The following is a 13,765-nucleotide window of genomic DNA, read 5'->3' as shown; positions in this document are numbered from 1 at the left end:
AACAAAGAGATAGAGCGGTTCTACGATTCTGTATTAACCGGAACCGCTCTATCGTTTGGGAATGATAATTTTCGAGGTCAGTCTGAGGCCGAAAATCGCAAAGACGAGCGTAAGCCAGACCGGGTCCATGCGGCGAAAGAAGAAGCTTTCCAGCATGGCGTTCAACGTTCCGAAGAACACGATCATCAGGAAGAAATCGGCAAGCAGCAGATTTTCGCGCACCGGACGGCACCGCAGATAATTGATCAGCGGCATGACGATGATGACCAAGATGGCGCAGATCAGCGCCGGAATCCCCATCGATACTGCAATATCGAGATAGCCATTATGTCCATGCACGATGCCGCGCACATCCCAATCCAGATAATAGGGATTCGCCGCCTCTTTCACGATTGGCGTGCCCCAGAAGCTTTCATAGCCGAAACCGGTCCAAGGGCGATGGGAAAGCGCCTCAACGGCAAAGGCCCAGATGGAAGTGCGTCCGGTGAAGGTCGGATCAACATCAAGCTGCAGAACGAGCTGGTGCATCGGCTCGAAAAGAACCGTGCCGAAAGTGAACAGCGCAAGCAGAAACTGGATCGTGAAAACTGCCACCGGCGCAAGAAAACGGAGACCAAAAATGCCGGGGCCGATCACGAGCAGCATGGCGAGCGGCACCAGTGCCGCAGTGGTTTTCGATCCGGTCTGCGAAACGAAGATCAATGCAGAAACCGCGATCAGAAAACCGCTTACGCGCCAGCCGCGCCGCCACAGATAGACACCGGCAAAGGCAAAAGCGGCCATGACCGGTCCGGCAATATTTTTGTGCGTGAAGACACCGCGCCAGAGATAGGCGTTTTGCGGCTCCAGAGCGTCGGCGCCGTGTGTCCCGAGATTTGGCAGGAGGAGGACGCCCGCATAGGAAATGACAATCACGACCGAAGCCACCGCGACCAACATCGACGAATAGGCATCGCCATCCTGCGGCAGGCTCAAAACAGCAATGACGGTCAGAATGCCGATCATCGTCAAAAGCACGCCGCGTATGGCGGTTGACGGATCGGGGCTTGCGAAAACCGATGCGAACAGGAAGGCGAACATCAACAGCCATCCGGGGCTGACGATTTTGACCACTTTTTTCGGGTCGGCAAACATCGCAAGCGACAGAAGCGCCACCGCGCCGAGGCAACCGAAACCAAGCTGATTGATGACGTCGCCGCCGCCCGATGCGGCACCATCGGCTGCGGCACTCAGCGGATTGAACGGACGGAATGAAATCAGCAGGATGCAGAACGTTATCGTGGCGATAACAAGCGCAATCGTACGGATCGTCGCCCGCATATCGGTTTGCGCTGCAACGTCGGAGCGGGTGTCAGTTCTTGTCCGGGTTGCGATACTGCTCATTCAGATATCCAAAATGGGCCATGACCCGGCCCAACCCGATATGGATGAAATAGGTCCCGACCGGCACGAAGCGCGCCGCGAATCCGCGCCGCAGCGCCTTGATCGGAGAATAACCCAGAAGTGCAACGCTTTTCAAAAAGACGCGGACCTGACCGAAAGGCTCGTCCTTGCGCTGGCGCTGTTCGATCAGTGTCGACAGAACGCCGTTGCGCAAGCCGCGCGCCGTGATCCAGTCACTCTCCAGCCGCCGCGCCGGAATGGTTTCACGGACAATGCCTTCATTGCACCAGGCGATATTAAAGCCCTTGGCCCGTGAACGATTGATGAAATCCGAATCGCCGCCGCCGGTGAAGTTGAACTTCAGGTCCATGAACGGATAGCCAATGGCTTCCAGAACCGGACGCGCAATGAGCAGATTACCGGATGAATAGATGATCGGAACCGGGCCGGTCTTGTTGTAATGCGGCAGGAAGACAGGATGTCGCGCCCATTTTTCTGCGCCCGGCTTTTCAAAGATCGGATATTGCGGGCCACCGACGAGGCTGGCGTTATAACGCTCGGCAGTGGCCACCATGTTTTCGATCCATGCCGGATCAGCCAGTTCATCGTCATCGATGACGATGACATATTTGAAGTTCGGGAAGTAGGTCATCGCCGTCAGCCAGCCCGCATTATATGCGTTGCAGTTGCCGCGATGGGATTCGACAATCAGCATGCCGGTATATTTTCCGGCCTCGAACTGAGGCGCCGCAACCTTGGCGCCTTCCTGGTCCTCCGCCTCGTTCTCGATCACCACGACCGCGAAGCGGCGGCTGGTGACCTGAGCATTCAGCGTATCCAGCGTCCGGATGACATGCTCCGGACGGCGGAATGTCGGCAGCGTTACCACCACCTCGACTTCATCGAAACGAAGCCCAGGAGTTTTAGCAATTACTTGTATATGACTAGGTAAATCAGACATAAACGCTACCGGATATTTCGAACTTCTATATTTGTTTATCCGCCACTATTGAAAAACATTTAAAGAAAAGTTCACCGCAGGACTATAAACACTGGCCAAAACTATCATAGAGCACACCGACCCGAAATGTTAAGGGTTTTAAGATGAATAATGCATTAGGAAAAGCTTGAGCGCGCACCATTATTTTTGATGCTGCCAGCGCGAAAATGATTGTTCAGGAGTTGAATTGCCGTCCCCTCACCTTGTTTTCGTGACATCGATTGTTCCACACGGAGTACCAACCACCGGCTATGAAGTGGCAAACGCCGCCGTGGTCGACGGCTTGCGTCGTTCGGGAGCAAAGGTGACCGTTCTTGGCTTCACATGGCCGGGCGTGAAAGCCGATGCCGCGGATACTGTCGTTCTGGGCGAAGTCGAAGTACGGACCGAAGGCGCGGGTATCAAGCGCAAGATCGGCTGGGTGCTGAAATCCTTCCTGACCGGCCTCACGGTTTCCTCGGCGAAGCTGCGGGTGATACCAGCTGAGACACTGCGCGCGGCCATCGCCAAGATCGGCCCGTTCGATGCCTATGTGCTGAACGGCGTGACCTTGCCCGGTGCATTTGAAGACATCTTCAAGGACAAGCCCTCGCTGTTCGTGGCGCATAATGTGGAGTATCGCTCTGCGGAAGAAAACGCCGCCGACGCAGGAAGTTTCATCCAGAAATTCCTGTTCGGTCGCGAAGCCCGTATTCTGAAGGGATTGGAAAGCCGTCTCATCGGGGATGCCCGCTTCGTCTTCACTTTTGCCGAGGATGACGGCCCGGCGCTCGGCCTCGGCCCTGATCGGTTTGCGACAATGCCGCTCGTCACGCCGGGCGGGATGCAAGCCGCACAGCAGCGGCCTGTCAAATACGACCTCGCCCTGATCGGCACATGGACTTGGCACCCGAACCGCATCGGGCTCGAATGGTTCCTGCGCGAGGTAAAGCCGCATCTTCCAGACGATATTTCCATCGCGATTGCAGGCAACACGCCCGCCGATCTGATTGCTACATGGTCGGGTGTGGGGTCCGGTATCAATTTCGTCGGCAAGGTGCCGGACGCGACTGAATTTGTCGAAAGCGGCGCGCTTGTACCGCTCATCAGCCGTGCGGGAACCGGCGTGCAGCTCAAGACCATCGAGACATTCGAACTGGGCATGCCAAGTGTCGCAACATCACATTCCGTGCGCGGTATCGGCAATATTCCGGCCAATTGCACCATTGCCGACGACCCGAAGGCATTCGCTGCGGCAATCGTCGAGCGCATTGAAAAGATAAGGTTGGGGGATCGCCAGAGACTGGACGGCAAAGCCTTTACAGGGTCACAAATCGAAGGCATGGACCGCGCAGTTGCCAGAGGTCTGCAAGCACTTCATGGCGAAGAGAAAAATACGGACCAGGCATGATGCATACCGAAAATGTCACTTACCGGAATATCCTTGGCGTGAAGGTCGCCTGTTTCGACTGGGCCGGCGCCTTTGCCTTTTTCGAGAACCGCATCAATGAAGGCCGGTTCATGAAACAGGGTTGGCTCAATGCCAACAATTCCAACATTACAGATACCGACCCAGCTTACCGCACTGCATTGCAGGATTTCCTGATCCTGCCCGACGGTGTGGGCGTCGATATTGCAAGCAAGGTCGCCTATGGCAGCAAGTTCCCCGCCAATCTCAACGGAACGGACTTCATTCCGGGGCTTTTGCAGCATATGAAACGCCCGCTGAAGGTTGCACTTCTCGGTGGCGGTCCGGGCGTTGCCGCCGATACCGCGCAGCTCTTCATGCAGCAGATACCGCACCATGAATATCGCGTCATTTCCGACGGCTTCTTCAAGCCCGCCGATCTCGACGGCATTCTCGGTCAGCTCAAGGAATTTCATCCCGATATCCTGCTCGTCGCCATGGGCGTTCCGCGCCAGGAACTCTTCATCGACAAGCATATCACGGCGGAGCATTGCACGGTGGCGAGTGCGGTCGGCGCCTTGTTCGATCTGCATACAGGTCGTGTGCAACGCGCCCCGCATTGGGTGCGCAAGATCCAGATGGAATGGGTGCACCGGCTGCTACAGGAACCGCGACGGCTCGCAAAACGTTATCTCATCGGCAATCCCGTATTTCTGTGGCGCGTTGCCAAAGGCTGGATGAAGGGAGAGCCCCGGTGAAAACCGCAATCGTCACAGCCAGTTGGGATCAGGATTTCGAGCGCTGCAAGCTGCTTTGTGAAACCATAGACAAATATGTCAGCGGTTTCACGAAGCACTATATCCTTGTCGACAGCAAGGACGTTGCCCTGTTCCGCAAACTCGAAAGCACACAACGCGTCATCATCGATGAACGCGATCTGCTGCCCTCATGGCTCCACGCCTTCTGGGACCCGACCTATCTGTGGCGCAGGCGCGTTTGGCTCTCACTCAGAACCAAGCCGCTGCGCGGCTGGCATGTGCAACAGCTGCGCCGCATCGCACTTGCCGGTGCCGTGGAGGAAGATGGATTTCTCTATACGGATTCCGACACGGCTTTTCTGCGTCCCTTCGATTGCGGCACACTCTGGCACCACGAAAAGCTCCGGCTTTTCGTGCGCCCCAATGCGCTTGCAAATCCGGAATGGCCGGAGCATCCGGTCTGGGCGGCTAATGCGGCAAAGCTGCTCGGCATCAGGAAAGGGAAAAGCGGGCTGAACGACTATATCGGCCAGCTGGTCTCATGGCGGCGCGATAGCGTGATTTCCATGTGCGAAAGGATCGAAGCTCATACCGGACAACATTGGGTGGCAGCCCTTGGCAATATACGTCGTTTCTCCGAGTGCTTCATCTATGGTCGCTATGTCGATGACGTCCTGCACGGCTCCGGTCATTACAGCGACACCCATGATCTGTGCCGGATGCAATGGTTCGCACCACCGCCGAGCGAAGAGGAATTCCGTACCTTCATCGCGGAAATGGAACCGCATCAGGTCGCCATAGGCATGCAGTCCTTCCTCGGCCTTTCGGTCGACGACATTCGGCGGATTATCGGAGCCTAGAGCATAATCCGATCGGAGTGAAACGAGGATCGATGAGATTATGCTTTGGAAAGAAAACTTAGAGCGGTTCTCTTCGGATTATTGAAACCGCTATCTGTTTTTACGCATTTCCGAACGCAAACCCGGTTCCCACTTTTGCTGAAAATGCTTTAAACCCGCTTTGCCGGCAAACGAATGCTCGTATAGGTGAAAACCAGCGACAGCAGATAGAGCCCGGCGAATACGACATTGAGCCCGAGAATCCAGTCGCGGCTATCGACATAATTCACGAGCAGAAGCCAGACGAAGAATGCCTTGGCAACGGTCATCAGCACCATGCTCAATGTCCTCAGACCGGACTGGCCGCGCGCATAGAGAATTTCGGTCTGATACTCGATGAGGTTGCGAAAGCCCGGTACGAGCAACACCAGCGGCAGCAGCCCGACAATCGGGGCAACGCTTGAACCGAGTGCGTTCGGGAAGATTTGCAGGAACACGACCATAGCGCCAAGACCTGCCACCGAGACGGCAAAGACTGCAAGTTCCAGCCCGGCGCGGATGCGCAAAGAGGACAACATGTCCGGCGTACGCATAAGCTTTTGCACCAGCATCATGTTGAAGGACCGCACTGGCAAAGCTGTCAGATCGACAAGCCGCATGATGATCGCATAAAGACCCGCCGTCGCAGGCCCACCAACGGTCAGCACAAGAAGCTTGTCGAGCTCAGCCTGAATATAGAACAGCAGTTCGGCCCCCATGACTGCAATCGCATCCGAAAGCCGCCGCATATAGAGAACCGGTTTGAAGCGGAGCCGGATAGACGGATAGAATTTCAGCGCCGTCAGCAGCGCAACGCCATTGGCCGCCGCATACCACCACGCCCAATGAGCAATGTCATGAACACTCGCCAGCCACATGAACAGGACAGCCGCCACAGCGCGCGTGGCTGTTCCGAAAATCACCAGCCCCGCCGATATGCCGAACCGGTGCAGGCCATTGTTGACGATGATGATGATTTCCGTCGAGCGCCAGAGCAAGGCTTCCGCAAATACCACCACGGCAAAAGGCAGAAAAGAAATGTCGCGGCTGAAAAAGACGAAATAAACCAGCCAGGACGCCAGCGCGAACAGCGGCAGGGAAACCAGAAGAGCGACAAGAAAACCCGCTGTATAGATGCCGAGCAGGCGCGGCTTCACTGTCGATATGCGGTAAAGCGGCGAACTGAAGCCCAGAGAAACGATGCGTGACAGAACCACGCCTGTGCCCGACGCAGTGGCAAATATGCCGAAATCACCGGTCGGCAGTGTGTTTGCAAGCGCAATGAAATAGACAAGCGAGACGACCAGCCTGCCAGCGGAGCCTGAAAACAGGGACAGGTAATCACGCACCATTCCGGCGTTATTGCCTGACAGTTTCCGGAGCGCTTTCGCTATCAACAGGGAGCCTCGCCTATCATAGTCTGGTGCATGTGCCTGTTCGTTGGAACGGAGGCATAATCGGGGTTTAGCTAAAAAGACTTAAACTCTTCTTTGCAAGCTCAAAGAGTAAACAAGCAAAAGCTAAAGTTGCAGATTCAGGGAATTGACACTTCACCTCGACATTATTTTAACGTTTTGTTTTCTATAAAAAATTACATTCGGCCTTGAGGTGCGAGCCAACCGGATTCCCGTTTGGCATGCGGAAGCCTTGGCTTATGAATTTCAAAGCAGCCGTTGGCGCCGGAAACGGTTGAGACGGCTTACAGACACGGACGATTTCGGCAATGAGCGATCACGAGGAGCGCAGAAAGGCGGGGGTTGAGAAACCTCTTCTCGCATTCTCCGACGCTCGCCCCGCTGGTCGTTTTGACAGCGAAACCGCACCACCCTGGACACCACCGGCGACGCCGGATGAACGCGCCGCGTTCTTTCGCCAGCACGATCATGCTGCGCAGGAAACACCAGAACCGGCGGAACCCGTTCTCGAAGAGGAGCTGGATGATGCCGATGTCGCCGAGCTGCAAAAGCGCGTCGCGCTGATCGAGGCGGAACTGGAACGCAAGGTTCAGGAACGCGAGCGCCGCAAAGTCACAGTCGAAACTCCCGTTCCAACGCCAGAGCCGACCCGCGCGCCGGCCCCGGAGCCGATCGAGCGCCAGCGCCCTGTCATTGACAGACCGGCACCTGATGCGGAGTGGAAACCGCTGATCGATCCGCGCATCGCTATCGACGTGCTGCGGGGATCGCGCAAGCTACTGCTTGTCAGCACACTACTGGGTGGTGTGGTCGCCGCGCTCTATGCATTGTCCTTGCCGCAGATGTATGTCGCTTCGACCGATATTCTGGTCGATCCGCGCAATATCAAGACCGTTGGAGACGAACTGACGCCAGGTCAGCTCCCGACCGATGCGTCACTTGCCGTTGCGGAAAGCCAGGCACGCATCATCGATTCCAGCAGTGTGTTGCTGAAAGTGATCGACAGGACCGAACTGACAAAAGACCCCGAATTCAACGGCACTCTGGTTCCGACCGGCATTGCCGGGCTGTTTGCACAGATCAGGGATATGCTGTCGCCCAAAAAGGCAAGCGACAGCCAGACACTGCAAACCCGCGTCCTGTATAATCTACACAAGAGCATCGCCATCGGTCGCGACGCCAAGACCTTCATCTATTCAATCTCGGTGAAAACGCGTGATCCGCAGAAATCGGCATCGCTTGCGAACACGATCAGCTCCGTGTTCCAGAGCGAGCTTGCATCCGTGCAATCCGATGCTGCACGACGCACCTCGGACGAACTGTCGAACCGTCTTGCCGATATGCGCGCCAATGTCGAACAGGCGGAGCGCGCAGCAGCGGACTTCCGCGCCTCACGCGATCTCGTCAATGTCGACGGCAAGCTGATCAGCGATAACGACCTGACCCGCCTCAACGATCAGTTGACCAACCAGCGCGCTGAAACAATGCGGCTTCAGGCCCGTGTGCAGGTGCTCAACAGCGCCACTTCCGACAGCGTGGTATCCGGTACCTTGCCGGAAGATTTGCGTTCCAACACGCTGACCGCGCTGCGCGCGCAATATGCGCAGGCGCGCCAGACGGCAAGCGGCCTGTCCACCCAGCTTGGGCCACGCCATCCGGCACTCATTCAGGCACAATCTCAGGCAGGCACGGTCCTGAGCGACATCGATGCCGAATTGCGACGCATCCGCTCCTCGTTGCAGGTCGAGGTCGCCCGGTCCGCGCTGCAGGAAAAGGACCTCACTGCCCGCCTGGCACAGCTAAAATCGCAACAGGCGAACAATAGCGGCGATCTGGTGAAGTTGCGTGAGCTTGAGCGCGAAGCCACGGCGCGGCGCTCGGTCTACGAAGCCTTCCTCCTGCGCTCGCGCGAGACGAACGAACAGGAAGGTCTGAATACGGCCAATGTCAGGGTTTTGTCGGAAGCTCGCCCGCCGCTCGATCCGGCAGGCACATCGCGCAAGCTGATCGTCATTGCCGGGCTGATTGCAGGCTTCCTTGCAGGCCTTGCAATCACAGCTGTCCGCAACTTTGGACGGCTGCTGCGTCTATCTTAGAGCGCGTTTCGATCTGATTGGATCAGATCGGCGCTCTATCTCTTTGTTTTGACGCGCATCTTTTCCGAAAACCGTTTCACACTTTTCGGGATGCGCTCTAATTCACGCGGACTGCCGCAAAGAGGTCTCAACGCGCGGCACCTTGCGTCCGCTGGCACGCAGAATGCCGTGTGCTCCGTCAAGATGGCCCGGTTTCAGCTCAAGCGCCAGAAAGCGACGCTTTTCATAAGGGCCGGGCATGGCAAGCTCGCCGGTCTTTTCAGCGGTGAAGCCGAAACGCTCGTAGTATTCCGGATCGCCGACAAGGATGATCGCGCCATGGCCGCGGTCTTTTGCTTCATCGATCGCACGACGCATCAACGCCGAACCGATACCGCAACCGGCAGCGGACGGATCGACCGCCAGCGGGCCGAGCAGCAAGGCAGGCACCGGAAAGCCGAAAACATCGAGACCGGCATGGACATCCCACAGCCGCACAGTGCCTGCAAGCAATCCGTCTTCGCCAAGCGCGGCAAAAGCCAGACCATCCGCAGGCAGGCGACCGCGACGCAGCTTTTCCGATGACTTCCGGCGACGGCCTTCACCCATCGCGCGATCCAGCAGCGCTTCACGCGCAAGCACGTGCTCCAGCGTTTCGCCCGCTATTGTGAAAGCCGGAGCGACGATGGTTGCAGTATGTTCCTGAATTTCCAGAGTTACGTTCATGACATCTATCCCCGCAAAGCGGCAGCAGCACACCCCACCCAGCGCCTTGCAGCACTGGGCGGATTGAGAGGATCATTCGGGACTTTTGAAGATATGATCTAATCCGAAAACCGGTTCCCACTTTTCGGGATCATACCAAGTCTGAATGATCAGATGACGTAGGATCGGAGCGGTTCGAAGCCGTTGAACGCCACCGCCGAATAGGTGGTGGTGTATGCGCCCGTGCCTTCGATGAGGATTTCATCACCGATGGTCAGCGAGACCGGCAGCGGGTACGGCGTCTTTTCATAAAGTACGTCCGCACTGTCGCATGTCGGCCCAGCCAGCACGCATGGTTCGGTTTCGCTGCCGTCATGCGGGGTCACGATCTGATAGCGGATCGCCTCGTCCATGGTTTCGGCGAGACCGCCGAACTTGCCGATGTCGAGATAGACCCAGCGCACATTGTCGTTGTCTGCCTTGCGCGAGACCAGAACCACTTCGGTCTTGATCACGCCTGCATTGCCGACCATGCCGCGACCCGGTTCTATGATGGTTTCCGGGATACGGTTGCCGAAATGCTTGGACAGCGCATCGAAGATCGCCATGCCGTAGGCCTGAGCAGTCGGCACGTCCTTGAGGTAACGGGTCGGGAACCCACCGCCCATATTGACCATGCGCAGGACAATGCCTTCGTCAGCCAGGGTGCGGAACACCGATGCTGCATCGCCAAGCGCGCGATCCCATGCGGAGAGGTCCGTCTGCTGCGAGCCGACGTGGAACGATACACCGTAGGAATCGAGACCGAGCGACTTTGCATGGCGCAGAACGTCGATGGCCATCGCAGGCACGCAACCGAACTTGCGCGACAGCGGCCATTCGGCGCCTTCACCATCCGTCAGCACGCGGCAGAACACGCGGCTGCCGGGAGCGGCGCGAGCAACCTTCTCGACTTCTTCAACGCAGTCGACCGCATAAAGGCGAATGCCCAGCTCGAAGGCGCGCGCAATATCGCGCTCCTTCTTGATGGTGTTGCCATAGGAGATGCGGGTTGGCGTTGCGCCGGCTTCCAGAGCCATTTCGATTTCAGCAACCGACGCGGTATCGAAGCACGAGCCGAGCGAAGCGAGCAGGCGCAGGATTTCCGGCGCAGGATTTGCCTTCACCGCATAGAAGATGCGCGAATAGGGCAAAGCCTTCTCGAAGCTCTGATAGTTGTCGCGCACGACGTCGGTGTCGACGACGAGGCAAGGACCGTCCGGACGGCGGGTGTTGAGGAAGTCGATGATACGCTGCGTTGCCATGGTCGTTCTCCCGCACGGCTTGATCTTGCCGTATTCTGGTGCGTAACCCCGAAAAGTTTCAGACTTTCGGAAAGGATTACGCAGAAAAGGACTTAGAGAATTTCGCAGGCCCTCTTTGGACCAAGAGAAACTCTAAGGACAAAGTGTGCATGAACGCATCCGCCGTGAGGCCAGCCTTTGGAGGTGCTGATGTCACGCGAAAACTCATGCGGCGATGGAACAACGCTAAACCCGCGTTACTCCGCTTTGTCTGCCTTGGATTGGAATTGGAGAACCGCATCCGCACTTCTGGCAATGAAGGTGTGCCTCTTCAGTAATTTCGGCTTTTGGACAGCCGAAAGACACTAGAAAGGCCCGCACCGTCGTTGCTTCAAGATGTCCTCGATCTGGCGGTTGGCCAACAGATCGACTGGAGCGGTTAGGTCCAGGTACCGTACCGAATTCCTCACCATTCGAGGATCGGCGGACACCCACAGGCACGTGCGACTTTGGGCAAGCGCGATATAAGCGCAAAGTCGTGTCCATTCAATGACAAAAATTCCTCCGGACGAATTTATTTTGGCAGGATCGCGTTGAACGGCGCGCTTGCCATTGTTCAATATAAGTGAAACATTCGCAGCTCAGACCCGCCTCGAAAGAGCGTAAATAGACCGTTAATTGCTGCATGTTGTGAACAATGGCCAGTTTCGATCCCTTCAACGCCATCATTGCAAAACCCGAAAAGTCACCCGCTCACACAACGGACGGACCGCTTAAAGGTGAACGGCTGGCCGTAAAAGACATTTATGACGTCGCCGGAATGGCGACCGGATGCGGGAATCCGCAGATCGAGGCCGAATCACCTCGCGCCGAAAGATCAGCTCCGGTGGTGAAGAAGCTCCTCGCCGCCGGTGCCGAATTTGTCGGCAAGGCGCAGACCGACGAGCTTGCCTTCTCCCTGATGGGGCAGAATTCGCATTTCCCCTATCCGATCAATCCGGCAGCACCGGACCGCGTTACCGGCGGCTCATCATCCGGTTCGGCAGCAGCAGTGGCGGGCAAACTCGCCGATATTGCGCTCGGCTCCGACACGGGCGGCTCCATTCGGGCACCTGCAAGCTTTTGCGGTCTCGTCGGCCTGCGCACCACCCATGGCCGCATTCCGCTCGAAGGCATCATGCCGCTTGCGCCCTCGCTCGATACGATTGGATGGTTTGCACGCGATATCGACCTTTACGACCGCGTTGGCTCTATCCTGCTTGGCAACGACGCCCGAGAATTCAGGCTGACGCAACTTCTCTATATGCCGGTTCTGGAACAGCTTCTGCTCGGTCAGCAGGAAACAGACGCCTATCGCACCATGTTCGCCCAAGTGCGCCCGCACTTCTCGGGTCTCAAGGCGGCGAGCCAGCCGACGCTCTCGATAGACGAACTCTATCTGGTCTTCCGCCACATACAAGGCGCGGAAGCCTGGGCGACACACGGCAGCTGGATTTCCTCCGGCGATCGCAAGCTCGGTCCCGGCGTCGCGGACCGTTTTGCCTTCGGTGCGGAAATCGCCGCTGATCTCGTTGCCAGCCAGCGTATGCGCCGGGCACAATTCACGCAGGAACTCGAACAGATCGTCGGCAATGATGCCGTGCTGGCGCTACCGACCGTCCCGGGTGCAGCTCCGCTGGCAAAAGAGCCTTTCGAGACCTTGCAGGCCTATCGCGAACAGGCTTTGCGCCTGCTTTGCCTTTCGGTACTTTCCGGCCTGCCGCAGATCACATTACCTTTGGGACAGGTGCAGGGCGCACCTTTCGGGATTTCCTTCATCGGACCACGCGGCAGCGACCGGGCGCTGATCGGGCTGGCCAAAAACATCATCGGGAAGCGGGGCTAGACCATGGACACCCTCACACGTATGCGCGCCTTCATCGACGTGGTCGAGGCGGAAGGCTTTTCCGCCGCTGCGCGAAAAATAGGGCGCTCCAAGGCGCTTCTTTCCAAGTATGTGCGGGAATTGGAGGACGAACTCGGCGCACGCCTTCTCAACCGTACCACGCGGCAATTTTCGCTGACCGAAGCCGGTCACACCTATTATCACCGAGCGGTGGAGATCATTCGCGAGATCGACGCGCTGCAGGATGCTGTCAGCGAAACCAGTTCTGATGCGCGCGGGCGTATCAAACTGTCGGCCCCGCGCACTTTTGCCGATGCCGTCATTGGGCAGTCACTGATCGACTTTTGCCTCGCCCATCCGGACATTGTGCTCGATGTGCGGCTGGATGACCGTTTTGTCGATCTGGTGGAGGAAGGCTTCGATCTTGCGATCCGCATCACGCGTTTGCAGGACTCTTCCCTCATTGCCAAGCGCCTGTCGCCATTCCATTCCATCCTGTGCGGCGCGCCCGAACTCATCTCCCGCGTCGGCAAGCCCGAACGTCCGGAAGATCTGGCCGATCGGCCTTGCATCATCGACACCAATGCACGCTCGCGCAACAATTGGCATTTCCGCAATACGGATGGCTCGATGATGACAGTTCCCGTCAACGGTCCCATCGAGGTGAACAGCCCCGTCGCCACCAAGAATGCAGCACTCGCCGGGCTTGGCTTCTGTATGCTGCCCGCCTTCATCGCCGAAGAAGAAATCGAGCGCGGCAGGCTGGTTGCCTGTCTGGATGAATTCATCGTGAAGGATGGCGGAATCTATGCCGTCTATCCACATCGGCGCTATCTGCCGGCAAAAATCCGGGCATTGGTCGATTTTCTGACCCAATGGTTCAAGGAGCGGGAATAGAATGCATCCTGAAAAGTGTGAAACGGTTTTCGGGACTAAGATATACGATAAAGCAAATAGAACGTCGCACTTTCGCCGCCTTCGGGCATAAGCGTGGGA

The 13,765-nt window shown here is 57.2% G+C and carries 11 protein-coding genes; 6 read left to right on the top strand and 5 right to left on the bottom strand.

Features of this window, described 5'->3' with window-relative positions:
* Positions 1-48: 48 nt before the first annotated feature.
* Positions 49-1,383, bottom strand: a complete 1,335-nt coding sequence (locus LJ361_RS12275) for an O-antigen ligase family protein (protein WP_264811624.1) — start codon at positions 1,381-1,383, stop codon at positions 49-51.
* A complete protein-coding gene (locus LJ361_RS12270; protein ID WP_010660701.1) occupies positions 1,352-2,344 on the bottom strand; it encodes a glycosyltransferase family 2 protein in 993 nt (330 codons plus the stop codon). Before LJ361_RS12270 ends, LJ361_RS12275 begins: the two co-directional genes overlap by 32 nt.
* A 226-nt stretch (positions 2,345-2,570) precedes the next feature.
* On the opposite strand from LJ361_RS12270, the gene LJ361_RS12265 reads away from it, so the two are divergent.
* From LJ361_RS12265 to LJ361_RS12255, 3 genes are read left to right on the top strand one after another with little or no spacing between them, the layout of a single operon-like run.
* Entirely contained in the window at positions 2,571-3,773 is a 1,203-nt protein-coding gene (locus LJ361_RS12265; protein WP_264811623.1) for a glycosyltransferase family 4 protein, read from the top strand.
* A complete protein-coding gene (locus LJ361_RS12260; protein ID WP_010660699.1) occupies positions 3,770-4,528 on the top strand; it encodes a WecB/TagA/CpsF family glycosyltransferase in 759 nt (252 codons plus the stop codon). Before LJ361_RS12265 ends, LJ361_RS12260 begins: the two co-directional genes overlap by 4 nt.
* A complete protein-coding gene (locus LJ361_RS12255; protein WP_012093535.1) occupies positions 4,525-5,388 on the top strand; it encodes a DUF6492 family protein in 864 nt (287 codons plus the stop codon). The genes LJ361_RS12260 and LJ361_RS12255 overlap by 4 nt, the downstream gene beginning before the upstream one ends.
* 149 nt (positions 5,389-5,537) lie before the next feature.
* Here the strand turns inward: LJ361_RS12255 and LJ361_RS12250 are convergent, their stop codons facing one another.
* Positions 5,538-6,803 carry a lipopolysaccharide biosynthesis protein gene (locus tag LJ361_RS12250; RefSeq protein WP_264811622.1) on the bottom strand — a complete coding sequence of 422 codons (1,266 nt, stop codon included), beginning with the start codon at positions 6,801-6,803 and terminating at the stop codon, positions 5,538-5,540.
* Between the two features lie 326 nt (positions 6,804-7,129).
* Between LJ361_RS12250 and LJ361_RS12245 the strand changes: the two genes are divergently transcribed.
* Complete coding sequence (locus LJ361_RS12245) at positions 7,130-8,917, top strand: GumC family protein (protein WP_264811621.1); 1,788 nt, start codon at positions 7,130-7,132, stop codon at positions 8,915-8,917.
* A gap of 102 nt (positions 8,918-9,019) precedes the next feature.
* On the opposite strand, the gene LJ361_RS12240 is transcribed toward LJ361_RS12245, so the two are convergent.
* The gene (locus tag LJ361_RS12240; RefSeq protein ID WP_151610373.1) at positions 9,020-9,622 is read right to left on the bottom strand and encodes a GNAT family N-acetyltransferase; all 603 of its coding nucleotides are present in this window, start codon (positions 9,620-9,622) and stop codon (positions 9,020-9,022) included.
* A 149-nt stretch (positions 9,623-9,771) separates the two neighbouring features.
* The gene (gene odc2 / locus LJ361_RS12235; protein ID WP_010660694.1) at positions 9,772-10,905 is read right to left on the bottom strand and encodes an ornithine/lysine decarboxylase; all 1,134 of its coding nucleotides are present in this window, start codon (positions 10,903-10,905) and stop codon (positions 9,772-9,774) included.
* Between the two features lie 676 nt (positions 10,906-11,581).
* On the opposite strand from odc2, the gene LJ361_RS12230 reads away from it, so the two are divergent.
* Positions 11,582-12,769, top strand: coding sequence for an amidase (locus tag LJ361_RS12230; protein ID WP_264811620.1), 1,188 nt, complete (start codon positions 11,582-11,584; stop codon positions 12,767-12,769).
* 3 nt (positions 12,770-12,772) lie between these two features.
* Positions 12,773-13,666, top strand: coding sequence for a LysR family transcriptional regulator (locus LJ361_RS12225; protein ID WP_010660692.1), 894 nt, complete (start codon positions 12,773-12,775; stop codon positions 13,664-13,666).
* The last annotated feature ends 99 nt before the right edge of the window (positions 13,667-13,765 follow it).

Source organism: Brucella sp. JSBI001 (assembly GCF_026014005.1).
In the GTDB taxonomy this organism is placed as follows: domain Bacteria; phylum Pseudomonadota; class Alphaproteobacteria; order Rhizobiales; family Rhizobiaceae; genus Brucella; species Brucella anthropi.
This window is presented reverse-complemented; position numbering and strand designations above follow the sequence as displayed.

Bases quoted from the DNA above. Each gene is read 5' to 3' on its own strand.
- LJ361_RS12260 (WP_010660699.1), top strand. From the start codon at position 3,770: ATGATGCATACCGAAAATGTCACTTACCGGAATATCCTTGGCGTGAAG.
- odc2 (WP_010660694.1), bottom strand. From the start codon at position 10,905: ATGGCAACGCAGCGTATCATCGACTTCCTCAACACCCGCCGTCCGGAC.
- LJ361_RS12270 (WP_010660701.1), bottom strand. From the start codon at position 2,344: ATGTCTGATTTACCTAGTCATATACAAGTAATTGCTAAAACTCCTGGG.
- LJ361_RS12225 (WP_010660692.1), top strand. From the start codon at position 12,773: ATGGACACCCTCACACGTATGCGCGCCTTCATCGACGTGGTCGAGGCG.
- LJ361_RS12240 (WP_151610373.1), bottom strand. From the start codon at position 9,622: ATGAACGTAACTCTGGAAATTCAGGAACATACTGCAACCATCGTCGCT.
- LJ361_RS12245 (WP_264811621.1), top strand. From the start codon at position 7,130: ATGAGCGATCACGAGGAGCGCAGAAAGGCGGGGGTTGAGAAACCTCTT.
- LJ361_RS12230 (WP_264811620.1), top strand. From the start codon at position 11,582: ATGGCCAGTTTCGATCCCTTCAACGCCATCATTGCAAAACCCGAAAAG.
- LJ361_RS12275 (WP_264811624.1), bottom strand. From the start codon at position 1,383: ATGAGCAGTATCGCAACCCGGACAAGAACTGACACCCGCTCCGACGTT.